Source organism: Brevibacillus sp. SAFN-007a, from assembly GCF_051967035.1.
In the GTDB taxonomy this organism is placed as follows: Bacteria; Bacillota; Bacilli; order Brevibacillales; family Brevibacillaceae; genus Brevibacillus.
The window spans coordinates 1-24,680 of the sequence record NZ_JBQCKK010000016.1; the positions used below are offsets into that span (position 1 = coordinate 1).

The 24,680-nt window shown below is 55.3% G+C and carries 23 protein-coding genes; 5 read left to right on the top strand and 18 right to left on the bottom strand.

Annotation, left to right across the window (positions count from 1 at the left end):
• Positions 1-105: 105 nt before the first annotated feature.
• The 3 genes from ACTHO6_RS15905 to ACTHO6_RS15915 form a co-directional block, all read right to left on the bottom strand.
• Positions 106-798, bottom strand: a complete 693-nt coding sequence (locus ACTHO6_RS15905) for a heptaprenylglyceryl phosphate synthase (protein WP_440242760.1) — start codon at positions 796-798, stop codon at positions 106-108.
• A 17-nt stretch (positions 799-815) separates the two neighbouring features.
• Complete coding sequence (locus ACTHO6_RS15910; RefSeq protein ID WP_122903015.1) at positions 816-1,106, bottom strand: YerC/YecD family TrpR-related protein; 291 nt, start codon at positions 1,104-1,106, stop codon at positions 816-818.
• A 119-nt stretch (positions 1,107-1,225) separates the two neighbouring features.
• Complete coding sequence (locus tag ACTHO6_RS15915; protein WP_440242761.1) at positions 1,226-2,290, bottom strand: DUF3048 domain-containing protein; 1,065 nt, start codon at positions 2,288-2,290, stop codon at positions 1,226-1,228.
• A gap of 174 nt (positions 2,291-2,464) precedes the next feature.
• On the opposite strand from ACTHO6_RS15915, the gene ACTHO6_RS15920 reads away from it, so the two are divergent.
• The 3 genes from ACTHO6_RS15920 (at position 2,465) to ACTHO6_RS15930 (ending at position 6,281) form a co-directional block, all read left to right on the top strand.
• Positions 2,465-3,166: a response regulator transcription factor gene (locus tag ACTHO6_RS15920; RefSeq protein ID WP_440242762.1), complete on the top strand. Its 702-nt coding sequence runs from the start codon at positions 2,465-2,467 to the stop codon at positions 3,164-3,166.
• Positions 3,163-4,566, top strand: a complete 1,404-nt coding sequence (locus tag ACTHO6_RS15925; RefSeq protein ID WP_440242763.1) for a HAMP domain-containing sensor histidine kinase — start codon at positions 3,163-3,165, stop codon at positions 4,564-4,566. Before ACTHO6_RS15920 ends, ACTHO6_RS15925 begins: the two co-directional genes overlap by 4 nt.
• Before the next feature lie 215 nt (positions 4,567-4,781).
• Positions 4,782-6,281, top strand: a complete 1,500-nt coding sequence (locus ACTHO6_RS15930) for an IMP dehydrogenase (protein WP_440242764.1) — start codon at positions 4,782-4,784, stop codon at positions 6,279-6,281.
• Between the two features lie 60 nt (positions 6,282-6,341).
• Here ACTHO6_RS15930 and ACTHO6_RS15935 read toward each other — a convergent pair whose 3' ends face one another.
• From ACTHO6_RS15935 to ACTHO6_RS15995, 13 genes are all read right to left on the bottom strand, one after another.
• Positions 6,342-7,316 (bottom strand): aldo/keto reductase, encoded by a 975-nt coding sequence (locus tag ACTHO6_RS15935; RefSeq protein WP_440242765.1) that lies wholly within the window; start codon positions 7,314-7,316, stop codon positions 6,342-6,344.
• Between the two features lie 212 nt (positions 7,317-7,528).
• Positions 7,529-8,236: an ABC transporter ATP-binding protein gene (locus ACTHO6_RS15940; RefSeq protein WP_440242766.1), complete on the bottom strand. Its 708-nt coding sequence runs from the start codon at positions 8,234-8,236 to the stop codon at positions 7,529-7,531.
• A 14-nt stretch (positions 8,237-8,250) separates the two neighbouring features.
• On the bottom strand, positions 8,251-9,027 hold the full coding sequence (locus ACTHO6_RS15945) for an ABC transporter ATP-binding protein (protein WP_440242767.1): 777 nt from the start codon (positions 9,025-9,027) through the stop codon (positions 8,251-8,253).
• A gap of 21 nt (positions 9,028-9,048) precedes the next feature.
• A complete protein-coding gene (locus tag ACTHO6_RS15950; RefSeq protein ID WP_440242831.1) occupies positions 9,049-10,332 on the bottom strand; it encodes a branched-chain amino acid ABC transporter permease in 1,284 nt (427 codons plus the stop codon).
• 9 nt (positions 10,333-10,341) lie between these two features.
• Positions 10,342-11,292 (bottom strand): branched-chain amino acid ABC transporter permease, encoded by a 951-nt coding sequence (locus tag ACTHO6_RS15955; RefSeq protein WP_440242832.1) that lies wholly within the window; start codon positions 11,290-11,292, stop codon positions 10,342-10,344.
• Positions 11,293-11,443: 151 nt separating this feature from the next.
• A complete protein-coding gene (locus ACTHO6_RS15960; protein WP_440242768.1) occupies positions 11,444-12,691 on the bottom strand; it encodes a branched-chain amino acid ABC transporter substrate-binding protein in 1,248 nt (415 codons plus the stop codon).
• A gap of 339 nt (positions 12,692-13,030) precedes the next feature.
• A complete protein-coding gene (locus ACTHO6_RS15965) occupies positions 13,031-14,218 on the bottom strand; it encodes a CaiB/BaiF CoA transferase family protein (protein WP_440242769.1) in 1,188 nt (395 codons plus the stop codon).
• A gap of 23 nt (positions 14,219-14,241) precedes the next feature.
• The gene (locus ACTHO6_RS15970) at positions 14,242-15,387 is read right to left on the bottom strand and encodes an alpha-hydroxy-acid oxidizing protein (RefSeq protein ID WP_440242770.1); all 1,146 of its coding nucleotides are present in this window, start codon (positions 15,385-15,387) and stop codon (positions 14,242-14,244) included.
• A 21-nt stretch (positions 15,388-15,408) separates the two neighbouring features.
• Positions 15,409-16,188 carry an enoyl-CoA hydratase-related protein gene (locus ACTHO6_RS15975; protein WP_440242771.1) on the bottom strand — a complete coding sequence of 260 codons (780 nt, stop codon included), beginning with the start codon at positions 16,186-16,188 and terminating at the stop codon, positions 15,409-15,411.
• 31 nt (positions 16,189-16,219) lie between these two features.
• Positions 16,220-16,891, bottom strand: coding sequence for a methionine ABC transporter permease (locus tag ACTHO6_RS15980; protein ID WP_440242772.1), 672 nt, complete (start codon positions 16,889-16,891; stop codon positions 16,220-16,222).
• Positions 16,884-17,906, bottom strand: coding sequence for a methionine ABC transporter ATP-binding protein (locus ACTHO6_RS15985; protein WP_440242773.1), 1,023 nt, complete (start codon positions 17,904-17,906; stop codon positions 16,884-16,886). The genes ACTHO6_RS15980 and ACTHO6_RS15985 overlap by 8 nt, the downstream gene beginning before the upstream one ends.
• 90 nt (positions 17,907-17,996) lie before the next feature.
• Entirely contained in the window at positions 17,997-18,806 is an 810-nt protein-coding gene (locus ACTHO6_RS15990; protein WP_440242774.1) for a MetQ/NlpA family ABC transporter substrate-binding protein, read from the bottom strand.
• 256 nt (positions 18,807-19,062) lie between these two features.
• Entirely contained in the window at positions 19,063-20,817 is a 1,755-nt protein-coding gene (locus ACTHO6_RS15995; protein ID WP_440242775.1) for an adenine deaminase C-terminal domain-containing protein, read from the bottom strand.
• Positions 20,818-21,014: 197 nt separating this feature from the next.
• On the opposite strand from ACTHO6_RS15995, the gene ACTHO6_RS16000 reads away from it, so the two are divergent.
• Both ACTHO6_RS16000 and ACTHO6_RS16005 read left to right on the top strand, forming a co-directional pair.
• Positions 21,015-21,557: a YgaP family membrane protein gene (locus ACTHO6_RS16000; protein ID WP_440242776.1), complete on the top strand. Its 543-nt coding sequence runs from the start codon at positions 21,015-21,017 to the stop codon at positions 21,555-21,557.
• 19 nt (positions 21,558-21,576) lie between these two features.
• A complete protein-coding gene (locus ACTHO6_RS16005) occupies positions 21,577-21,711 on the top strand; it encodes an EYxxD motif small membrane protein (RefSeq protein WP_440242777.1) in 135 nt (44 codons plus the stop codon).
• A gap of 52 nt (positions 21,712-21,763) precedes the next feature.
• Here the strand turns inward: ACTHO6_RS16005 and purD are convergent, their stop codons facing one another.
• On the bottom strand, positions 21,764-23,056 hold the full coding sequence (gene purD / locus ACTHO6_RS16010; RefSeq protein WP_440242778.1) for a phosphoribosylamine--glycine ligase: 1,293 nt from the start codon (positions 23,054-23,056) through the stop codon (positions 21,764-21,766).
• A gap of 37 nt (positions 23,057-23,093) precedes the next feature.
• Complete coding sequence (gene purH, locus ACTHO6_RS16015; RefSeq protein ID WP_440242779.1) at positions 23,094-24,644, bottom strand: bifunctional phosphoribosylaminoimidazolecarboxamide formyltransferase/IMP cyclohydrolase; 1,551 nt, start codon at positions 24,642-24,644, stop codon at positions 23,094-23,096.
• Positions 24,645-24,680: the final 36 nt, after the last annotated feature.

Sequence of the window (24,680 nt, forward strand, 5' to 3'; positions counted from 1 at the left end):
TTCCCCATAAAAAATCCCTCCACAGTAGACAGTACAGACCTTTCTTTTGCCTGTCTACTATGGAGGGAGCATATCACTTTTTCTCGGCTCTCTTTGTCTGTTCGGCTATTTCTCGCCCTTCACGGCAGCCACCGTCGCCAAAGCTGCACGCAGATCGTCATAAATCACGTTGCCCACGACCACGGTATCGGCAATCGCGGCCATTTCCGCCGCTTGCTGCGGAGTGCGGATGCCGCCCCCGTAAAAGACGTGCGCTTCGTCGGCTCCTGCCTTGCACGCCCTGACAATAGCAGGATCGCCGTAGGTGCCGCTGTACTCCAGATAAACGACGGGCAGACGGCAGATTTTGGTCGCGACTTGCGCGTAGGCCTTGGCTTCCGCAGCGTCCGCAATCGGCCGCGCGCGCGTCAGCTCGGCCACTCCTGCTGCCGGATTGGCGATCAGATATCCTTCCGTAATGATCTCGTCCCAGTGAATATAGGCACCATATGTTTTCAGCCCGGTGACATGGGGGGCCACCATCCAGTCGGGATCGCCCGCATTCAGCACGAGCGGGATCAGATAGGCATCAAATCCAGGCACAACCGCATCGAGCGAAGAAATCTCCAGCACAGCCGGAACCGCGTAGCGGCGGATGCGGGACATGAGATCCAGCGTGTTGTCGAATGTCACGCCGTACGTGCCGCCGACAATAATCGCGTCGGTACCAGACTCGCAAATCAGCTCCAGTGCCTCGTCGTCGATCATTTTGTCCGGGTCCAGCTTAAACGTATGGCGCCAACTGCGATAGTCCATCAACGTTTTTTGCCTCCTAGCTATTTTCCAATTCGCTCCAGCGCCATCTGATACCCGTCGTTGCCGTAGTTCAGGCAGCGCTTGACACGGGAGATCGTGGCTGTGCTGGCCCCTGTCTCCGCTTCAATCTGATTGTAGGTAAAGCCCTTGCGGAGCATGCGCGCCACTTCCAGACGCTGCGCCAGCGATTGCATTTCGTTTACGGTGCACAAATCATCAAAAAATTGATAGCACTCTTCGATGGTTTCCAGAGACAGAATCGCTTCAAACAGCTGTTCAATCCCTTTCCCCTTCAGTTTTTCCAATTGCATATTCGTCACCCCGATTATGGTATCCGTCTGCCGGACGGTTTCTCACTGTACAATTTTTAAGCACTAAAGCCTTCCCATTCATCTTAGAAGAAACCGCCTTCATCCGCAAGCCCCAATCCCTACTGGAACTTCAAGGATTGCGACAGACCCGGGGTAGTCGGGAGGATTTCCACCCATGTATTTCCTGGCAAAAGCGGCGCCTCCTGCGTCAGGGCTGCGTCCTCGTAGGCGCGAATGACGCCGTTGCTGCGCTTCCACTTGATTTTGCGGGCTTTGCCCTGCTGGAACAAATAGCCGTCTCCCGGACCGATGACATCGACTTGCCGACGGCCCTCGCTATCGAGAACACGATGTTTGGCCGAGATGACCAGCACATTCGTCGCCGAAAGCTGCTTGTTGTCGCTCAGGTCGACATGCGGCTTGCCAGCCGTAAATCGCATGTATTTCTTTTGCTCGGCATCGTATGTAAAGGCAGCCTTGTTCAGCGAATGAAACGTCAGATCGATCTGGGTTGCCGGCTCGCCTTCCTTGATCTCCGCATCCGCCGGAAGGAACGGGAAGTGAGGCACTTCTGCCGTTTTGCGCATGCCTTTGTCCTCCATGGCCTGCTCGATCAGCTCCGGTTTGGTGTAGAGGTTGTGCGGCATTTTGCGGAAGCTCTCCCGCCAGAAATAACGGCCGTTCGGGATTTCGTCCAAATGGCTGTAGTCGGACTGCGCCAATGTCTCCAGCGCTTCCTGACTGCCGCCTGCATGGACAAGCACAGCATCAAAGCCGATGCCCACCTGAATGAAATACGGGCGAATGCTGCGGACAGGTCCGATGACGTCCGGCTGCTGGCTCTGGTAAATCGTCAAAAAGCGGGTCATCTCGCCCTCCGCCAGCACTTCGTAGATGATGTCCGCCTTGTTCAGCCCAGTCTGTGGCCGCGCTGGCGGTGCGTTGTTAATCATGACCATGATCGGGCGTTTGCTGTCCAACCGCTCCTGACTGCCGAGTCCTGTCAGCGGGGCAGTGTACGGGTAGTGGATCGGTTGATTCGTCTCCGGCGGCGTCTGCACGGTAGGAGCGGTCGGCTGCCCGGGAGCCGGGGTAGGCTGCGTGTCAACCTGCTGCGTGGCGCAGGCCGTGACCATGAGCAGCAAGGATAGTAGCATGAGTGACGTTTTCGTCTGTCGTTTCATGAAATCGCTCCTTTCCATCTGTCGATGCCGTTTTTTCCCTTCTTCATTTTTCGCGAGAGCGGAGGGGATTCCTGCTTCCACACGTTTTCCACGATTCTCATACGCTCCTCCCACACATCTCTTTTTGGGCTATGCTACAATAATGAAAAACAGATGCAAAGCGAGGGCGAAGCCATGAACACCCCCTACCTTGTCTATCTGGTGGACGATGAAACCAACCTGCTAGAATTGCTGCAATCGTACCTGGAAAGCGCCGGATTGCAGGTCAAGGCATTTTCCAGCGGCACAGAGGTGCTGCCGCTGCTTGAGGAAGAGACACAGCCCCATTTGTGGATATTGGACATCATGATGCCGGATATCGACGGCTACGAGCTGCTTCGGCTCATCCGCCAAAAATCGAATGTCCCGATCATTTTCATCTCGGCCCGCGACCAGGATGTCGATAAAATCATCGGTCTGGAGCTGGGCAGCGACGATTACCTCGCCAAGCCGTTTTTGCCTCGCGAGCTGGTCATTCGCGCGAAAAAGCTGTTGCAGCGCACGTACGAAAAGCCGGGCGTTGCCGTCGCGTCGCCGCAAACCTTCCAGGATTGGGTAACGGTCGGTCCGTATATGATCTCCGAAAAAGGACGGCAAGTAAAAGAAGGCGACGAGCTGATCGACTTGACGACCAAGGAATTCGAACTGATCGTCTACCTGTTGCACAATCAGGGACTGGCCCTGAACCGCGAGCAAATCCTGACCTCGATCTGGGGCGAAGACTACATCGGCTCCGACCGCGCCGTGGATGACCTGGTGAAGCGCATCCGCAAAAAAATGCCCAAGTTTCCCATCGAAACGGTCTACGGCTTCGGCTACCGGATGACGCGCGCATGAGCAAATTTCGACTGAAAAACTTGCCGCTCTCCCGGCAAATTCTCATTTTGTTCATGCTGTTGACGAGTGTGCTGGGCGTTGGGCTTGGCATCGGCTATCCGTTGGCTGTCAAGCAGTATCTGGTCTCCAACACGTACGCCCTGTTGGAGGACGAGTTTTACACGCTGTCCGAGCATATTTCCTTCAACGAACACAACGAGCTTTTGCCCGTTCCGGCTGCGGCCCCTTACTTCTTGCAACTGCTGCTCTCCCGCTACGAATACTCGTTTGACATGATCGTCTACGCCGAAAACGGACGAGAGCTGGGCAGCCGCAGCAGCAGCGGACGGATTCCGTACGAGGTGGCGCGCGGACTGTTTCTCAAGGCATCTGCCCATCCGAACGACCAACTGCAACACGGCACGTTGAGGCGCGGCGACGAAAACTACCTGTTCGTCAGCAAGCGCATGGACTATCACAGCTTTCCCTACTACATGGTGCTGTTCTCCAAGGAACAGGAGCTGAATCAGATCAACGCGATTCTCACGCGCCAGTTCTTGCTGATTTTCAGCCTGCTTTTGCTTGTCAGCTGGCTGCTCGCCGTCTGGTTCAGCGGATACTTGAGCAGGCCGCTGCGCAGTCTGGACGAGCTGTGCAAAAAGATCGCCCGCCGCCAGTTCGACATTCCGCTCGTGATGGACCGCGGCGACGAGATTGGGCAGTTGGCCCGCTCGTTCGATACGATGAAAAACCAGTTGAAGGAATACGACGAATCGCAGCGTCATTTTGTGCAAAACATTTCCCATGAGCTGAAAACGCCGATCATGGCGATCCAGGGCTATACCCAAGGCTTGGCCGAGGGGGTCTTCCAGGGACCGCAAGCGGAAAAAGCTCTGGCGATCATCATGGAAGAAAGCAAGCGGCTGGAAAAGGTCGTCGGCCAGTTGCTGTATTTGACCAAAATCGAATCCGTCTCCCAAATGATGCAGGTCGGGCGCGTCGATTTGTCAGAAATGATGCATTTGCTGCGGCAGCGACTGTCCGTGCTGAGTCCGCAAGTCGAGTGGCAAGTGAACGTGCCCCCCGACTTGATCGTGGAAGGCGACGGCGAGCAGCTCAGCACCGCTTTTGTCAACATCATGGAAAACCAGCTGCGCTACGCCAAAAGCCGACTGACGATCACCGGTCGACAGTTGGGACAAAACGTGGTCGTGAGCATCTCCAACGACGGTCCGCCCATCGAAGAGGCGCTGCTGCCGAACCTGTTCCAGCGCTTCCGCAAAGGCAAGTCCGGCAAGCACGGCCTTGGACTGGCGATTGCCCGCGCCGTTTTCGAAGCCCACAAAGGCACGATTGACGCCCGCAATGACGCGGACGGGCCTTGCTTCACCATGACGATTCCCGTCACGTTCAAAGGCTGACAGAGCCAGCAACAAAAAGAGCGATTTGCCCGATGCAACTAACCTGCTACCAACCATCGCGGCTAAATCGCTCTTTTTTTGCGACTTGTTCCCCCTTTCATCGGCAAAATCACGACAAAAACCTCCCTTCTTTCGATTCCCTATTGACGTTCTTACGCCTGGCGGTTACCATGAGAAAAATTTCTCTAATCAAGATCATACAGGAGGAGAGACTTGTGGCTTTTTATTACACAGAACCATCCCGGACGTTTAGTGAGTTTTTGCTACTTCCGAACCTGACTACAAAAGAATGCACCCCAAACAATGTAGACTTATCCACTCCGATTACCAAGTTTAAAAAAGGCGAAAAACCAGCACTCACGCTCAACATACCGTTCTCATCCGCAGTCATGCAAGCAGTTTCCGACCATCATATGGCGGTCGCATTGGCTAGATGTGGCGGTATTTCCTTTATTTTCGGCTCCCAATCGATCGAGAGCCAGGCGACCATGGTTCGCAAAGCGAAAAACCACAAGGCAGGTTTCGTCGTCAGCCGCTCCAACCTGACGCCAAGCCACACTTTGAAAGATATTTTGGAGCTGAAAGAACAGACGGGTCACTCGACAGTAGCCGTGACAGAAGACGGCTCTGCCAAAGGCAAGCTGCTCGGAATCGTTACCGGACGCGATTACCGCATCAGCCGCGATCCGTTGGACAAGCCTGTGCGCGATATCATGACGCCGTTCTCCTCCCTGATCTACGGCAAATCCGGCATCACGCTGTCGGAAGCAAACGATCTGATCTGGGAACACAAGCTCAACTGCCTCCCGATCGTGGACGACAATCAACATCTCGACTTCCTCGTTTTCCGCAAGGACTACGACTCCCATAAAAACAACCCGCTGTCGCTTCTGGACGCCAACAAAAGCTATATCGTAGGAGCGGGCATCAATACAAAAGACTATCAGGAACGCGTACCTGCCCTGGTAGAAGCAGGCGTGGACATTCTCGTGATCGACTCCTCGGACGGCTTCTCCGAATGGCAGCGCGACACGGTGCAGTTTGTCAAACAAAACTTCAACGTGCCCATCGGCGCCGGCAACGTCGTCGACAAGGAAGGCTTCCGCTACCTCGTGGAAGCAGGTGCAGACTTCGTAAAAGTGGGGATCGGCGGCGGCTCGATCTGCATTACCCGCGAGCAGAAAGGCATCGGACGCGGCCAGGCTTCGGCGGTAATCGAAGTGGCGGCAGCCCGCGACGAATACTTCAAGGAAACCGGCATTTACGTACCGATCTGCTCCGATGGCGGCATCGTGCATGACTACCACATCACCCTCGCGCTGGCAATGGGCGCGGACTTCGTCATGCTGGGGCGCTACTTCGCCCGCTTCGACGAAAGCCCGACCAAAAAAGTGAAGATCGGCAACAACTTCGTGAAAGAATACTGGGGAGAAGGCTCCAACCGTGCGCGCAACTGGCAGCGCTACGACACAGGCGGCAAAAGCAGCCTCGTCTTTGAAGAAGGCGTGGATTCCTACGTGCCATACGCGGGAAGCCTGCGTGAAAACCTGGACCGCACCTTGAGCAAGATCAAGTCGACCATGTGCAACTGCGGCGCCCTGTCCATCCCCGAGCTACAGCAAAAAGCGCGCATCACGCTTATCTCCGCGACCAGCCTCGTCGAAGGCGGAGCGCACGACGTCATCCTCAAAGAAAGCACGATGGCAGCTGAATAACAGACAGACAGAAAAAAACGACGCGGAAGCTGTAACCCGCGTCGTTTTTCTATGGGAAGGTCAGGGCAGGCGGTACACGGCAAACGGCTCCCCAAGACGGTACGGGTCGCTCAGGCGGTCCAGCTTCTCCATCGTCGCCGCATCGAGCGCAAGCGAGGCGCTCAGCAAGTTTTCCGTGAACTGGTCTACGCGACTCGCTCCCACGATTACAGTGGAAACAGCAGGCTTATGCATCAGCCAGGCAAGCGACAGCACGCTTGGTGAAACGCCCAGTTCGGCCGCAGCCTCCGCTACTTGCTGCCCGAGCGCCAGATTGTCCGCACTGAGCTTTTGGACAAAACGCGGCTCCTTGTCCGCACGCGAACCTGCCGGGGCTTTCTCTGCGCTCGTATATTTTCCGGTCAAAATGCCTCCCGCCAGCGGGAAGTACGGAATGATGCCCACGCCCTGATCGAGACACATCGGCACCAGTTCGCGCTCCGGCGTCCGATCTGCCAGCGAGTAGCTGACTTGCGTCGATACGTATCGGTTCAAGCCTTCTTTTTCGCTGATCCCGATCGCCTTCATCAGCTCCCACGCTGCGTAGTTCGACGCCCCGATATAGCGCACTTTGCCGGATCGCACCATGTCATCCAGGGCACGCAGCGTCTCCTCCAGCGGCGTCTCCGGATCAAAGGTATGAATCTGGTACAAGTCCACGTAATCGGTCCGCAGACGCTTCAGGCTGTCCTCCAGCTCGCGCATCAGATGGTAGCGCGACGAGCCTCGCTGATTTGGCCCTTCTCCTTTGACCAGACCGGCCTTGGTCGCCAGTACGACCTCATGCCGCTTCCCTTCCAGCGCGAGCCCGATAATTCGCTCTGATTCGGTTTGCGTGTAAATGTTGGCCGTATCAATGAACGTCACGCCGTTTTCGATCGCAGTATGGATGATCTCTATGGATGTCTTCTCATCGGCACGCCCTCCAAATGAGTTGGTTCCCAGTCCCAGAGCCGAAACCTTCAGCCCGCTTTTCCCCAAACGGAAATATTTCATGATTGTCGACCTCTCTCTCCATTGAAATGGCTTGCGCAAGGCTCTTTTATTATCTCGTATTTGCTTTCGTATTTCACGTCCGGTCTATGCTTGGCCCATCAGCGTCACTGAATCTTCCCCCCACTCGCAAAAAGAAAAGCCGACGGAGAAAATTCTCCATCGGCCCCGGCTTATCCTATTGGCTACAGCAGGCGGAGTGAATCGATCGCTGGTTATGCAAGATAAGCGTCCCGAACCTGCGGATTGGCCAGCAAAATCTGCGCATCGTCCTTCAAAATGATTTCTCCTGTCTGGATGACATAACCGCGATGAGCGACAGAGAGAGCCTGGTTCGCGTTTTGCTCTACCAAAAGGATCGTCATGCCTTCTTTGTTCAGCTCTGTTACGATATCAAAAATTTGTTCGACGAGAATCGGCGCCAAGCCCATCGACGGCTCATCGAGCATGAGGATTTTCGGTTTCATCATCAGTCCGCGTGCGATCGCCAGCATTTGCTGCTCACCGCCGGACATTGTGCCGCCTTTTTGGTCAATCCGCTCCTTGAGTCGCGGGAAATAGGCAAAAGCTCGCTCGATTCCTTCCTCGATCACATGTTTGTCCGATACGCCGAAGGCTCCCATCTCCAGATTCTCGCGCACGGTCAGCTTCGGAAAAATCCGACGGCCTTCCGGCACATGGGCGATTCCCGCACTGGCGATATCGTGGGTGCGCATCTGGGTGATATCCTTGCCGTTGAAGATCACTTTGCCTTCCTTGGCGCGGGTCTGGCCGCAGATCGTTTTCAGGGTGGTGGATTTTCCCGCCCCGTTGGAACCGATCAAGGTGACGACCTCGCCCTCGTTGACGGTAATGCTCAATCCCTTCAATGCGTGGATACCGCCGTAATAGGTATGAACGTTATTCAGCTCTAGCAATGCCATCGTGTTTCCTCCTTCTACGACACTTCCGACGCACTTTTTCCGAGATAGGCTTCAATGACGTTCGGGTTGTTGCGAATTTGCTCCGGTGTGCCTTCCGCAATTTTTCGACCGTAGTCCAGTACGTGAATGTATTCGCTGAGTCCCATGACCAGCTTCATGTCATGCTCGATCAGGATAATCGTCAGGTCCAGCTCGCGTTTCAGCTTGCGGATAAACTCTGTCATCTCGACGGTCTCGCGCGGGTTCATCCCCGCCGCAGGCTCGTCGAGCAAAATAATCTGCGGATTCGTCGCCATGGCTCTCGCAATTTCCAGCCGACGCTGCAATCCGTACGGCAGGCTCCCGGCTGCTTCGTTGGCAATATGGGCGATGCCGACGTACTCCAGAAGTTGATACGCTTCTACGCGGGCCTTCTCTTCCTCCACCCGCACGCGCTTGGTGTTGAACAAAATCCCGAGCAGCCCGGCTGACAAGCGGCTGTGCACGCCGACCATGACGTTTTCCAGCGCCGTCATTTCCTTGAACAGCCGGATGTTTTGGAAGGTCCGGGTAATTCCGCGGCTGGCGATCTGGTCTGGGCGCAGCCCTTTGATGCTTTTTCCATTCAGGAGAATTTCGCCCTCATCCGGCTCGTAAAAGCCGGTAATCATGTTGAAGAAGGTCGTTTTCCCGGCCCCGTTCGGCCCGATGACTGCTGTAATGCTTCCCTTTTCTATGGAAATCGAGACGTCCTGGTTCGCTACCAGTCCGCCAAAACGCTTCGTCAAGTTTTTTGCTTCCAACAATGCCATGCCCTTTTCCCTCCTCGTCCGCTATGACTGCTTGCCAGTAGCCAATTGGGACAGCTTGCCGAGAATCCCCAGCTTTTGTTTGCCGTATTCGCTCTCTTTGATCGCGTCGAGATCGGTCTTTTTCCGTTTGGCCGGGATCAGTCCGTTTGGACGATACAAGGCGACGAGAATCAGCATAATCCCGAAAATGAGCCGCTGGAACTTGGACGGGTCCAGCTGGTTCGGCAGGTTGATAATCCCGGATTGCTGCAGGCTGTGCAAGAAGTTGGAGAATTCTTTCAAAAGCTGCACCTGCAAAATCGTGACAAACGCAGCTCCGAGCACGACCCCAGGGATGCTTCCGCTTCCGCCGAGAATGACCATGACCAGAATGCCGATCGATTCCATCAACGTAAAGGAAGTCGGATCGATAAAGGTCTGTTTGGCTGCGAAAATCACTCCGACTACCCCTGCAAAGGAAGCGCCTGTCGCAAAAGCGGCCAGCTTCGTATTCAACAGCGAAATCCCCATAGACTGCGCCGCCAGCTCATCCTCGCGCACCGCGATCCACGCCCGGCCCAGGCGGGAATGCTCAAAGCGGATATTCGCCAAAACGATAAACGCGATGACGAACAGGACGATAAAGTAGAAGTAAAACGGTGTCCCCATCTTGATGCCGAACAGCTCCGGCGACGGAATCGGGGTAATCCCTTGCGGACCGTTTGTAATGTTGATCGGTTTGTCCAGGTTATTAAAAATAATCCGAATAATCTCACCAAAACCAAGCGTAACGATGGCGAGATAGTCCCCTTTTACCCGCAGCACCGGCAGGCCGAGCAAGATCCCGAAAATCGCGGCCACGATCAGACCGACGATGAGGAACGGCCAGAACCAGTCACCGGAGAGCGGAAACAGGCCGCCTGCGATAAATTCATTCGCCTGCGAGGTCGAGAAGATCGCGTAGGCATACGCACCGGCAGCGAAGAAAGCGACGTACCCCAAATCGAGCAGCCCCGCAAACCCGACTACGATGTTCAGACCGAGCGCCATCGCCACGTAGATGCCGACTTGCGAAGCAACCTCCATGTAGTAGCGGTTTTCACCGGCGACCAGCGGAATGACAATCAGCAGGACAGCGGCCCCGACAATCATTTTGATCGTCTTGGACGTATTCGTATAATAGACGAGCACGATGGAGGAGAGAATGCCGAGAAACGCGATGACTGATTTGTCCATGAAGTGCAAAGCAGCCGCGAAGACGGCGATCCAAACCAAGGTGAGCGCGAGCGGAATTCCTTTGAATGTTTTCCAGGCCAGATTTGCCATTGGTTTCACCTACACTTTCTCTTTCACAGCTTCGCCAAACAGCCCTTCCGGCTTGAAGAGAAGCACGAGGATTAGAATGCTGAACGCGAACACATCTTTGTACTCGGCACCGAATGCGCCGTTGGTCAGCGGCCCCATGAATGCGCCAGACAGCGATTCCAGGAGACCGAGCAGCACCCCGCCCACCATGGCGCCGCGCAGGTTGCCGATCCCGCCGAGAACGGCTGCGGTAAAGGCCTTCAAGCCGAGGATAAAGCCGATATAAGGGTCGATCGTCCCGTAATTTTGCGCAAACAGCACGCCTGTCGCTCCACCCAGGCTGGACCCGATCAAAAACGTAAGCATGATTACTTTGTCTACATTTATGGTCATCAGCGAAGCCGTACTCTGATCCTGCGCAACGGCACGCATGGCGATTCCCCATTTGGTCTTGTTAATGAAAAGCGTCAACCCAATCATCATGACAATCGCAAGAACAATGACGATCAAGCCTTTGGTTGGAATCGTAGCAAGACTGCCAATCGAAATTGAACCTGTAAAAAGAGTGGGACTGTTCAGATAAAATTCGTTGCGAGCCAGCGCTTCCGTAAAACGAACCAGGTCTTGCAGCAAAAACGAGACGCCGATGGCAGAAATCAGCGGCACGAGACGCGGCGCTCCGCGAAGCGGCCGATAGGCGACCCTCTCAATCGCAACCCCGAGCGCCCCGGTAAACGCCATGGCAATAATCAGTGTCAAGAATAGTGCGACAAAAGGATTCATGCCTTCCAGCGCTCCCAGGGCGTCCGAGATCAACAATACCTCGGTACCGACAAAGGCCCCGACCATAAAAATTTCCCCATGAGCAAAGTTGATGAATTCCAAAATTCCGTAAACCATGGTGTAGCCTAGCGCTACGACTGCATACATGAATCCAAGTGTTAATCCGTCAACCAACACCTGAGGCAAAATGTTGAGCATCATGCGATCCCTCACTTCTCAATGAACTTGTAGAAATTTTCTGCATTCATTCGCATGACCGGACGTGAGTTTCAGTAAAAAAGGGCGAACACAAGCGTGCCGCCCCGGACTGTATGAGGCATGAAAGAGTGTACGGTGATGTTGGCTGCGATTACTCGGCCTTGCCTACAAAAGTGGACTTGTCCTTGTCATACTTGTAAATGAATACATCTGCGTTAATGTTGTCACCTTTTTCATCAAAGGTAACTTTTGTGAATTGCCCCTGAAAATCTTTGGTTTTGTGAACGGCTTCCAGAACTTGCTCGCGTGTTGGTTTTTTGCCACCATTCGCTTTGATTGCTTCCATGACGCCGTTGAGAATGACGTTCATGGAGTCGAAACCGTAGACGGAGTAGGTTTCTAAAGGTTTGTTCGTCACTTTCTTGTACTCTTCGGCCCACTTCTTGCCCTCTTCGGTCTGCGTCACGTCACCTGCCACTGACGTAAACACGACACCTTCGACAGCATCGCCGGCTATTTTAATCATATCAGAAGAGTCCAAGCCGTCGCCACCCATAAAATATCCTTTGTAGCCTTTTTCACGGGCTTGCTTGACCAGAATTCCGCCCTCCGGATACAATCCGCCGAAAAAGATAATGTCAGGGTTTTTGGCCGTCACCTGGTTCAGTACGGCGCTGTAATCCTTTTCGCCTTGCGTAATGCCTTCGTAGCCGAGAAGCTGCACGCCGTCTTTTTCAAACTGCATCTTCACCTGGTCGCTCAAGCCTTGGCCGTATGCGGTCTTATCATGAATGATAAAGGCTGTTTTCACGCCGAGCGTGTTTTTCGCATACATGGCCGCTTTCGGTCCCTGAGCGTCATCGCGCGCACAAATCCGGTGTACGGTTTTCTTGCCTTCCTCGGTCAGCTTCACCGCCGTATTGGCCGGAGACACCATGACCAGATTGCCCTCTTCATACTTCACGGATGACGGAATCGCGACGCCCGAGTTCAGGTGGCCCACGACTGCGTACACATCAGGGTTGGAAATGAGCATTTCCGCGTTGGATACGCCGATTTTCGGGTCCGCCTGGTCATCCTGCGGGAAAAGCTGAACGTCGAAGCCAAGCTTTTTGAATTCTTCCTTGCGCAAGTTCAGGGCGTATTCGGCACCTGTCTTGATCGCGTCTCCGAGAGAGGACTGGTTCCCGGAGAGGGGGGTTTGGGTTGCGATTTTAATGACACCACCGTCTGTTGCCCCTCCGCTGCCAGAAGTGCCCGGTTGGTTTTGCGCCGGTTGCTCACCACCTCCGCCTGTGTTGGATCCTCCTGATGAATTGCTGCTTCCTGCGCAACCTGTGAGTGCCATGCTTGTCGCCAATACCGCAGATAAAATGCTGATGTGAGAGAGTTTTTTCATGCGGAATTGAATCCCCCTTTAATGATTCTTTATTTTTGTCCTTGCCGTACGATCTACCCTACTTACCAGGTTGCGATAAGATAAGCACTCTTTCTATCGGGGCAGAAGATAGATGTGGCTTGGCTATTATTTATTGTAAAATAAATCTGATAATTTACAAGAGGAAAAATATTTTTTCCAATCATATACCGAATGCTTACATGCTCGTGATTTCATTCCCCGCTATTGAAATTAAATGATTAAACCTTTCCTTTCCTGCAACAAAGCGTTAATGTTATCAATCAAAAACTCCCTCTTTTACAGAGGGAGTGCCCGTCTTCTCGGGATGCGTCGCATCCGCTATATAATCTTGTTTTCCGCCAGTTTTTGAATCTGCTCGTCGGTATACGCCAGCTCCTTCAACACTTCCTCGGTGTGTTGGCCGAGCAGCGGAGCCGGGCGGTTGATCTGCCCCGGTGTCCGCGACAGTTTGGCAGGGATACCCAGGCTCCGGACTTTTCCCGCCAACGGATGCTCGTATTCCACGACCATCTCCCGCGAACGAATCTGCGGATCATGCAAGGCTTCGTCGTATCGGTTGATCGGACTGGAAGGCACGCCCGCCGCATCCAGTCTGGCCAGCCAGTAGTCGGTGTCCTGCTGCACGAGCACCTCCTGGATCACCGCTTCCAGTTCGGCAAGGTGGTTGATGCGGTCCGTATTGGTCACAAAACGCGGGTCGGCAATCAGTTCCTCGCGCTCAAGGACATCCCGGCAAAACGCTTCCCACAGCTTTTGATTGCCCGCCCCGACGAGAATGTGCCCGTTGCGGGTGGCGAATCCTTGGTACGGCGCCGTGACGCGGTGGGCAGAGCCATTCGCCGTGGATACTTCTCCCGCGCCGAAGTAGGCAGCAGACTCCCAGACCGTCCAGGCAAGACCCGAATCGACGAGGGAGATGTCGATATACTGTCCCTCGCCCGTCTGCATTTTGTGAATATACGCAGCCATGATCGAGTAGACAGCGGTTACCCCTGCCGCGATGTCGTGGATGGCGATGCCGTTTTTCACCGGACGGCCGCCTTTTTCGCCCGTCATGCTCATCAGCCCGGACAAGCCTTGGGCCATGATGTCGTAGCCGCCCTTGTGGCTGTATGGGCCCGTTTGCCCGTAACCGGAGATCGAGCAGTAGATCAATCCGGGATTGATTTCGCGCAAGGTATCATAGTCGATCCCCAGCTTTTTCACCGTTCCGGGGCGAAAATTCTCAATGAAAACATCTGCTGTTTTGACCAGGTCCAAAAGGATCGCTTTGCCTGCTTCCTCTTTGATGTTGAGACGAATTCCCCGCTTGTTCCGGTTTGCCATCATAAAGCTGTAGCTTTCCTGGTCGACGTACGGCCCCATCGTCCGGCTGTCATCGCCGTCTGGATACTTTTCCACCTTGATGACGTCCGCTCCCAGATCACCGAGGACCATCGTGCAGTACGGCCCGGCCAGAACCTGCGACAAATCCACCACCTTCATGTTTCGTAACGCCTGCTGCATGTTCGTAAGCCTCCACGTTGTATTTACCGTTGGATCAGGATGCTCCGGTTGAGGTCGGCGACGCATGTGCTCCCCGAGAGAGCCATCGCCACATCCAGTTCGTTCAGCAGCGTGTCGATCACGCTGGCTACGCCCTTTTCCCCGGCCACGGCCAAGCCGTAAATGAACGGCCGGCCGATCAATACCGCATTCGCCCCCAGCGCGAGCGCCTTGACGACATCCGCCCCGGTGCGTACGCCGCTGTCGAGCAGAAGCGGGATTTTACCGGCGACAACCTCGGCAATCGCAGGCAAAGCTTCCAGCGAAGCGATGGCTCCGTCCATTTGCCGCCCGCCGTGGTTGGAGACGATGATTCCGTCTACGCCGTGCGCCAGCGCCAGCTTGGCATCTTCCGGGTGCAGGATGCCTTTTATGAGAATCGGCAATTTCGTCTGTTCGCGCAAATACGCGAGATCGTGCCAGGTGAGGGCAGGCGTATAGATCGTGCGCAAAATCTCCTCGACCGCTTTCTCCGGCGTCACTTCCGACAATCGCGAGCAAAAGACAGGGTCGGTGATGTAGTTCGCCATGCCTTTGCCTTCGCGCAGCGGCGAGTAGCCATTGCGGAAATCCCGCCGCTTCCAGCCGAGCATGATCGTATCTACCGTCAGGACGATGGCCGAATAGCCAGCGGCTTCCGCCCTTTTGACCATGCTGGCGCTGACTTCCCGATCGCTCGACCAGTAGAGCTGATACCAGCGGGGAGCATCTCCCATGACTTCGGCGATTTCTTCCAGCGGGTAGGAGGACACGGTGCTGACCACCAGTGGTACGCCGGCTGCCGCTGCTGCCCGCGCCGTCGCCCGTTCGCCTTCGGGATGGGAAATTGCCTGCATCCCGACCGGAGCGAGAAGTATCGGCGTTTTCAGGCTTTGTCCGAACAGGCTGATTTGCATCGTGCGGTTCGTTACGTCGCGCAGCATCCGCGGCACGATCGCCCAGCGGGAAAACGCTGCCCGGTTGGCAGCCACCGTCTCCTCCGCTCCCGATCCTCCGTACGTATAATCAAACGGTCCAGGAGGCACAAGCTCACGCGCCCTCTGCTCCCAATCCTCGAAGGAAATCGGCAGCGCCTCTGTCTCTTTTTGTATTTTGGTGAACAGCAAGGTTTCCTTGTTTAGTGACGCCATGTCGCTCTCTTCCTTTCTTGGTTAGCGAAAATGTGGTTTTCTCTTCTCCAAAAAAGCTTGTACGCCCTCTTTGTAATCATCGGAATCAAACGATTGCAGCACCATCCGGGCAATTCTCTCGTCTTCCTCCGTATGGCCGTCGAGAATGGCTTGCACCATCTGTTTGGTTCCGCGCAGGGAAACCTGGGAGCGCTCCGTGAGCAACTGGGCGAATTCGTACGTCTTTTCCATGATCTCGTCCTTTTCGTACAGGTGATCGATCAGGCCGATGCGGTACGCTTCGGCTGCATCCAGCGCGTTGGCCGTGTACAAAATTTCCTTGGCCTTCGACGGACCGACGAGATCGACGAGGCGCTTGGTGCTCGTCAAATTGTAGACGATGCCCAGCTTGGCCGGGGTGATGGCAAATATCCCGTCCCCCGTGCTAAAGCGGAAATCACACGACAGCGCGATGTCCAGCCCGCCGCCTACAGCGTACTTCTGAATCATCGCAATCGTCGGCTTGGGAAAGCGATGCAGGCGGTCTACCGCTTCCATCGAGCGGTCATTGTACGCCTTTGCCTTTTCCGCAGACGAGCGATGAGTCAAAAATTCGCTGATGTCCGCTCCGGCGGCAAACGCCGTATCGTCCACCCCGCGAATGACGACGATCTTGGTCTCGTCATCGGCTTCCAGCTGATCCAGTATCGCCGTCAAGCCGATCCACATGTCCAGCGTAAACGCGTTGCGCTTTTGCGGTCGATTGAGCACAATCGTCGCCACCGCTCCCGTCTTGCTGATGTACAAGCTTTGTTCTTCCATCCTGCTTTCACACCTCCCTGTCAGATTTGCCCTAATCTTTTTTATACTTCGCTGCCAATTTGTTCCCCAGCGATTGCAAGCTTTGCACCATTACTATCAAAATGAACACCGTCACGTACATTACGTCGACCTCGTAGCGCAAGTGGCCGAAGCGGTACGCCAAATCTCCCAGGCCGCCGGCTCCGACGAGACCAGCCATCGCCGTCGCGCCGATCAGGTTAATCAGGGCAATCGTCAAGCCGAGGATGATCGTAGGGCGAGCCTCGCGCAGCATCACATGCCAGATGATGTGCCGGGTGCGAATGCCCATCGATTTGTACGCCTCGATGACGCCGCTGTCCACTTCCACCAGTGCATTTTCCATCAGCCGGGCGATGGAAGGGGCTGCGTGTACGATCAACGGTACAATCGCTCCCTTGATCCCGATCGAGGTGCCGACGATCAGCTTCGTAAATGGCAGAATAAAGAACAGGAGGATGATAAACGGAATGGAACGAACGATATTGATGATGACGTTTAACACCTGGTAGACCAGGCGATTCTCCAGGGCGTTTCCCGGACGGGTCAAAATCAGCAATACCCCCAGCGGCAGGCCGATCAAGACAGAAAACACGAGCGAAATCGATACCATCTGAAAGGTCTGGATGACCGACTCGCCGATGATGGGCATGCGCCCTTCGATAAACTGTTGGAGTTCACTCATCTGCCACTTCCACTCCTTCTACCTTTACTCCCTGCGCGATCAGATAGGCAATCGCCTTTTGGGTCTCCTCCTGTTCGCCGGAGAGATGCACGACCAGCGTACCAATCTTCTCCTGTTTGAGCTGGATGATGCCGCCCGCGAGGATGTTGGCAGATACCGCAAACCGGCTGCTCATCGAAGTCAGCACGGGCTTGCCTGTACTCTCTCCGACGAAGGAAAGGCGAAGCACCGTTCCTGTCGCCTGCAGTTCTTCCAGCAAAGCGCCCGGCAGCTCCTTGTGGTACGTGCTGTTGACAAATCGCTTCGTCGTCGGATGGGTCGGCTGTGCGTAAATATCGACGGTTTTTCCCTGTTCGATCACGCGGCCATTCTCCATCACCGCTACACGGTCGCAAATTTTCTGGATCACGTGCATTTCATGGGTAATCAACAAAATCGTGATGCCCAGCTTCGCGTTGATTTCCAAAAGCAACTCCAGGATCGACTCCGTCGTTTCCGGGTCCAGCGCGCTTGTCGCCTCGTCGCTAAGCAGGATTTCCGGCTCCTGGGCCAAAGCCCTGGCAATCGCTACCCGCTGCTTCTGCCCGCCGGAAAGCTGGCTCGGGTAAGCATCGTGCTTGTCCTCCAGTCCGACGATGCGAAGGTACTTGGAGACGCGCGCGTCGATCTCCTCCTGCTTCACATCGGTCAAACGCAGGGGAATGGCAATGTTGTCGTACACTGTCGCCGTCTTGAGCAAATGGAAGCCTTGAAAAATCATGCCGATCTTGCGGCGCACTTGCAGCAGCTCTTCGGCGGACAGATGGGTGACGTCGCGCCCGCCGATCACGACGGAGCCGGACGTCGGCGCTTCCAGCAGATTGACGCAGCGAATCAGCGTACTTTTGCCCGCGCCGCTGTAGCCGATCACCCCAAAAATCTCTCCCTTTTTTACCTGAAGGGAAACATCCTGAATGGCCTGAATGTGCCCTTTTTTCGTCTGAAATGTCTTGGATACGTGCGAAAGCGTAATCAAACCCGTCCTTACCCCCTTTACTCTGGCTGATTGTTTTCTGTGAAAAAAGGTCTGACTCCACCCTCATTCAGACGAGTGGAGCCAGCGGCATTACCAGACGGGAATTACGGAGCCCTCAAAACGTTCCTCGATGAAGGTCTTGACTTCGTCGCTCTGATAGGCCTTAACCAGTTTTTGCACAGCTACGTCATCCTTGTTCTCGGTCCGGACGACGATGACATTGTGGTGCTTGGAGTCCTTTTGCTCCAGGTAAATGGAGTCCTTGCCCGGCTGAAGGTTATTTTTAATCGCGTAGCTGGTATTGATCGCAGCGGCTGTCAAGTCATCCAGCTGCTTGGCGATTTGCGCCGCATCCAATTCGACAAACTTCAGATTTTTCGGATTTTCTGCGATATCCAGTACCGTCGCTTCGTCGCCTACACCGTCCTTGAGCTTGATCAGTCCGGCGCTCTGGAACACCAGCAATGCCCGTACGCTGTTGGTCGGATCGCTCGGCAAGCCGAGGGTGTCGCCTTCCTTCAGTTCATCCAGGCTCTTGATTTTATGGGAGTAAACGCCCATCGGGTTGAGAACGGTCTCACCCACATGCGTCAGATCAGCGCCATGCTCGGATTTGTACGTTTCCAGAAACGGAATCGTCTGATAGCTGTTTGCGTCGATTTCTTTTTCTACCAGGGCGATGTTAGGCATCTGGAAGTCGGAGAATGCCTTGATCTCTACGTTCAGTCCGTCTTTTGCGGCTACTTCCTTTACTTTTTCCAAAATCTCTTCGTGAAGGCCTGAAGTTACCCCCACGACAATTTTGTCTTCACTGATGGCTGTGCTTGTCTCTGAACTGCCGCAGGCGGCCAGTGCCAAAACAAGCAACCCCGCTGCCAATCCCTGTACGACTTTTTTCATGTGATACGTCCCCCTTGCATTCCCTTGTAAACAGGTAAGATTAGTGTGAATAACATGTACAAGAACACGCTTTACCCCCACTTAACAGCAATCGGCAAAGCATCATTCCCGCGCTTACAGGAAACCCTCTCTATTTGTATAGAAGCAACTATACCTCAGAACTATATCCTAGTCAATAACTAGGTTTAGCAGAGTGAAACGCAAAAAAGCCCCGGCAAGCAGGGAAACTGCCTGGGAGCCTTCTTGCAAACCTCGTTTATAAAGGGAGTGCCGGAACAAGAATTTGTCCGGTTTTGACGTCCGCGATGCCTTCCGCAGTCAATCTCGCATACGGAAGGTGGGTGGCGGTAAAAAACAGGAGAGAGTAAAGCGGATCGAGATGCACGTGTCCTTTTTCCCGCAGTCTGGCAGTCAGCCTCTCTGCCATGGCAATCACTTCCTCCATGGGAGCCGGGGAAAATTTTCCCGCAAGCGGCAAGGGACACTCGCAGGCAATCTGCCCCTTCTCGATCAGTACGACTCCGCCCCCGATTTCTCTCACTCGCGCAAGCGCTGCCGCCATCGCCTGCGGATCACGCCCGATGACAAGCCAGTCGCCGGACGCCGTATAGGTACTGGCCAGGCCCTGGATATGCTCCCCGTAGCCGCGCAGCACGGCCGCTGTGCGCCGTTTTCCTGTCGGATCGACGCTGACAATCAGGGCAAGCTGCGGGTCGTGCGCAAGCGAGACGAAGCCGCGCTCGTCTAGCGGAAGCTCCTCCAGCGTCAGGCGGGTAATGACGGCATTCAGCATGTGAAGCATCGGCACCTTCCCCGCTTCATCCGGGCGAAGCGTGAACCATTCTGCCTGTGTGTCTTCCTGCAAGGGATCGACACTTGGAAACGCGTATGCATCCCAGTGCGGCTCGACCGTTGGAACGAGCAGTCTGCCTGTTTCGGCGGCCTTTTGTCCGTTGGCAAAGACGACAAGCGGCGCAGGGTCGTCCTTGGCTCGCAGAAGCAGCATATCTGCGATTCTGCCCGGCGCGATCCCGCCCAGTTCGGCGTCAAGCCCATAGTAGACGGCCGGATTCAGCGTCGCCATGACATACGCCTCTTCCGGCGGCATGCCTGCTTCTATCGCAACGCGGATCGTCCCGTCGAGGAAGCCGTTGCGGTGCATCGGCGGCGTGCTGCCATCTGACGTCAGCATCATCCGCGGCGACCACGGCAGCCCGAGCGCGAGCCAGCCTTGCACCAGCTCCGGCAAGTCCGGGCGGATCGAGGAATGGCGCAGAGTGGCGTACATGCCAAGCCGCAGCCGCTGGAGCAAATCCTCTGCTGTAATCCCTTCGTGACAGGCGGTGATTCCGGCCGCCGCTGCCATGTTCAGCGTTTCGTAGGAAGCGCCGGGATGATGCCCCTCCATTCTTTTGCCCAGATCGCGCGTGTGCTTCAAGCCGAACAACAGCGTCTCGTCCTCCTGGAGCACGCCGGACCAGTTCGTCAGCTCTCCGCCCTGAATGACCAGCGGATGCTCCAGCATGCGAGCGAGTCCTTCCTTCGTAAATTGCGGATGCTCTTTACCCGTCTGCGGATCGAGTCTCGCCCAGAAAAACTGTTTGACCGGATGGGCGGACAGAGACTCCATCAGTGCCGCCACCTGCTCGGGCGGCAAATTCATCAGCATCAACGTGTCGGACACAAGCGTGGTCGTCCCCCGCTCCAATGCGAAGTCCGCCAGCGTGTACGGGTTGTACCATTGGAACGGATGGGCGTGCGGCTCGATGTAGCCGGGCACGACGTACTTCCCGTCCGCTTCGACGATCACCGTATGCTCATCCGTCAGCGGTTCTTTTTCCCCTACATAGGCGATCCGCTCTCCTGCCACAACGATATGATGCTCCTGCCATTCTTTTGTAAATACGTTCAGGACGCTGGCTCCCTTGATCCACAGACTGGCCGGTGCCTGTCGTTTGCTTACACGCAGCAGGTTCCGGTACGCTTCCTCTGATAAGGCTCGAACTCGCATGCTTTTTCTCTCCCCTCGCTGTCCATCTTCGTCTTCGTCGGCATCGACTGAATGATCGTTCACATTGCTTTACTGCTTCGCCGCTCGCGAAGACTTCCCCTGCCTGCCGCGACACTTCGTCCTGCAATTTCCACGGGTTGTCCTGCCGTCTTTATCACAGACTACTGTGTAGAAGATGCGACAGGAGGCGAGAACCCATGCAACGAAACGTAGGAACAACAGATGCCATCATCCGGATGACAGGCGGACTCTTGGGTCTGGCTTACGGCATAGGCAAAATGAGCCGTCGCCCTCACAATGCCCCTTGGCTGTTGATGGCCCTATCCGCCATGAAGGTAGCGGAGGGTGCTACACGCTTTTGCCCGATGTACAAAGCGCTGGGTATCAACACAACCAAGGCAAACGGCATGTCCGGGATGATGGACCGGATGAAGCAAACAGGGATTCAAACCGTCATGAACCAGGTGACGGGCGCGATCAGCGGCAGCGACACTTCCGCAAAAGGCAAGGAGCACAATCAGCAGGAATCAAGCATTACTGCTACAGCCGCCGCAGACGCGCATACCGCAAAACCGCAGGCTGCCGCTGCAAACACGCATACCGCGACGCAGCAAAACGAATCCGAAACAGGCAAGCTGTCTGCCGAAGACCAGTTGCTTGAACAAGCTGCCCGCGAGTTTATTTCCTATCGCTCACAGGAAAAGGACGACAGTAGTACACGCTATCCCACTTACTCGTAGAAAAGAGGAGACGTTGCCCATGATGGTCGGAACCCCTCTCTATGAATGGCTGTCCCACAATCTGTTCGTCATGGCCATGATCGTCGGTGTCATTGCCGTAGCAGGCTATTACGCTTTTTACGCCTCCAAGCGAAAAGGGCGCTATCGGCAATAGGACAAGAAAAGGCAGCACCCAAGCCATATCGGCGAATGGGGCTGCCTTTTTGCTATTCGACTGCTGGTTCCTTTCGTTGTTGGTACTTCATCGCTTTGGCGGCAATGTCTGTACGGTATTGCGCTCCTTCAAAGGAGATCGCCTGCACAGACGCGTACGCTGCCTCGCGTGCTTGTTCGAGGTTGGCTCCGGTCCCGACTACGCCGAGGACGCGGCCGCCGCTGGTCACGATGCCTTCGTCGGTTTGCTTGGTGCCTGCATGGAAGACCGTTACGCCTTCTTTCGTTGGCGTCAGCCCGTCGATCGGCTTGCCCTTCGGATACTCCCCCGGATAGCCGGGAGCGGCCATGACGACGCAGACGGCACTGCCTTCTTTCCAGGTCACGTCCAATGCGTCCAGCTCTCCGTTCACCGTTGCCACAAAAATGTCGAGCAAATCCGTTTCCAAAAGCGGCAGAATCACTTGTGTTTCCGGATCGCCAAAGCGGGCGTTGAACTCGACTACCTTTGGCCCTTGCTCGGTAATCATCAGTCCGGTGTAGAGAACGCCTTTGAACGGAATGCCATCCTTGGCCATCCCGGACGCCATCGGCTGGACGATGGTTTTCACAATGGTATCGACCAGTTCGGCCGACATGTGCGGAACCGGGGCGTACGTTCCCATACCGCCCGTATTCGGCCCGCGATCATCGTTGAAAATGCGCTTGTGATCCTGCGAGGTAATCATCGGCTTCACCGTTTCGCCGTCGACAAAGGAGAGCAGGGACAGCTCTTCGCCAAACATGCATTCCTCGATGACGACGCGCGTACCCGCTGCACCAAAAACGCTCTCCTGCATGATCTGGCGAAGCGCTTCTTCCGCTTCCTCTACCGTCTCGGCCACGACAACGCCTTTGCCTGCGGCGAGGCCGTCCGCCTTGACGACGATCGGCGCCCCTTGCTGGCGGACATACGCGCTCGCCGATTCGTAGTCGATGAACGACTCGTAGGCAGAGGTCGGGATGTTGTAGCGCTTCATCAGGCTTTTGGCGAACGACTTGCTGCCTTCGATCATCGCTGCTTTTCCATTCGGTCCAAAAATCGGCAGGCTCCGTTCCTGGAAAAAGTCGACGATTCCGCCAAGCAGCGGATCTTCCGGTCCAACGACAGTAAAATCAATCCCTTCGTCTTTGACAAACTGAGCCAGCGCCGCAAAATCCTGGACGCCAATCGGGACGTTCTGGGCAATCTCGGCGGTACCGCCGTTTCCCGGAGCGCAGTATACCTTCTCCACCTTCGGGCTTTGCAAAAGCTTCCAGACAATGGCGTGTTCACGGCCGCCGCCGCCAATGACCAATACTTTCATGGGGGTATCCTCCTGTTCTTGCAGGGATCTGTATGAATCAGTGCTTGAAGTGCCGTATGCCGGTGAACACCATGGCGATGCCCGCACGGTTGCAGGCATCAATGGATTCCTGGTCGCGAATCGAGCCGCCCGGCTGAATAATCGCCGTAATTCCGGCCGCGGCCGCCGCCTCAACGGTATCTCCCATCGGGAAGAAGGCATCCGAGGCGAGCACAGCGCCTTTTGCCAGCTCTCCCGCCTGCTCGATGGCGATTTTCGCTGCGCCCACACGGTTCATCTGACCTGCGCCTACGCCAATCGTCATGTTGTCTTTTGCCAGCAAAATCGCGTTGGACTTCACGTGCTTGACGACCTTCCAGGCGAATTGCAGTTGGGCCATTTCCTCTGCGGTCGGCTGACGCTCCGTCACGACCTGGAGTTCACTTTCTTCCACTTGCTTGTAATCATAATCCTGGATCAGGGCGCCGCCCGCTACCGGAGCGATGCGGAACAGATTGTCCGTTTTTTGGACAGGCTCCTTCAGGGCAGGGATGCGCAAGAGACGCAGATTCTTTTTCTCCGTCAGCACAGCCAAAGCCTCTTCGGTAAAATCAGGAGCAATGATGATTTCCAGGAAAATTTCTTTCATTGCGAGCGCCGTGTCTTTGTCAATCGGGCGATTCGCCGCGACGATTCCGCCGAAAATCGAGACCGGGTCAGCATCGTACGCTTTTTGGTACGCCTGACGAATGTCTGCGCCGATCCCCACGCCACAAGGATTGGAGTGCTTGATCGCCACAACAGCAGGCTGGGTGAATTCACGCACAATCGCCAACGCCGCGTCTGAGTCGTTGATGTTGTTGTAGGAAAGCTCTTTGCCGTGCAACTGCTCTGCATGGCCGATGCTCAACTGGCTGGACAGCGGTTCGCGGTAAAAAGCGGCGCGCTGGTGCGGATTTTCGCCGTAGCGCAAGTCTTGCGCTTTTTCGTAAGTCACCGTGTAGCTCTCCGGCAACAGCTCGCCTACCTGCTCGCTCAAATAGCGGGAGATCAGGGCATCGTAGGCCGCTGTGTGCCGGAATACTTTCGCGGCCAGACGACGGCGCGTTTCCAGCGTAGTATCGCCGTTTGCCTCGATTTCCTCGGCTACCTTGTCATAGTCGGCAGCGTCCACGACAACGCTCACGAACGCGTGGTTTTTCGCCGCAGAACGCAGCATGGTCGGCCCACCAATATCAATATTCTCAATCGCCTCTTCGTATGTCACGTCCGGCTTGGCAATCGTCTCCTTGAACGGATACAGATTGACCACAACCAGATCGATCGGTTCGATGTTCAAGTCTTTCAGCTGCTTTTGATGTGCGTCGTTGTCGCGCACAGCCAAGAGGCCGCTGTGGATATTCGGATGCAGCGTCTTGACGCGCCCGTCCAAAATCTCGGGAAATCCGGTTACCTCGGAAATGCCAATAACAGGAATCCCTTCTGCTTGTAAAAGAGCGGCCGTACCTCCGGTGGAAATAATCTCTACTCCGGCAGCTGCCAATCGACGGGCAAACGGAATCAATCCAGTCTTGTCAGAAACGCTAATCAACGCCTTTTTCACACTCACGGATAGAACCTCCTGACTTTTAGTTAAGGAACACGC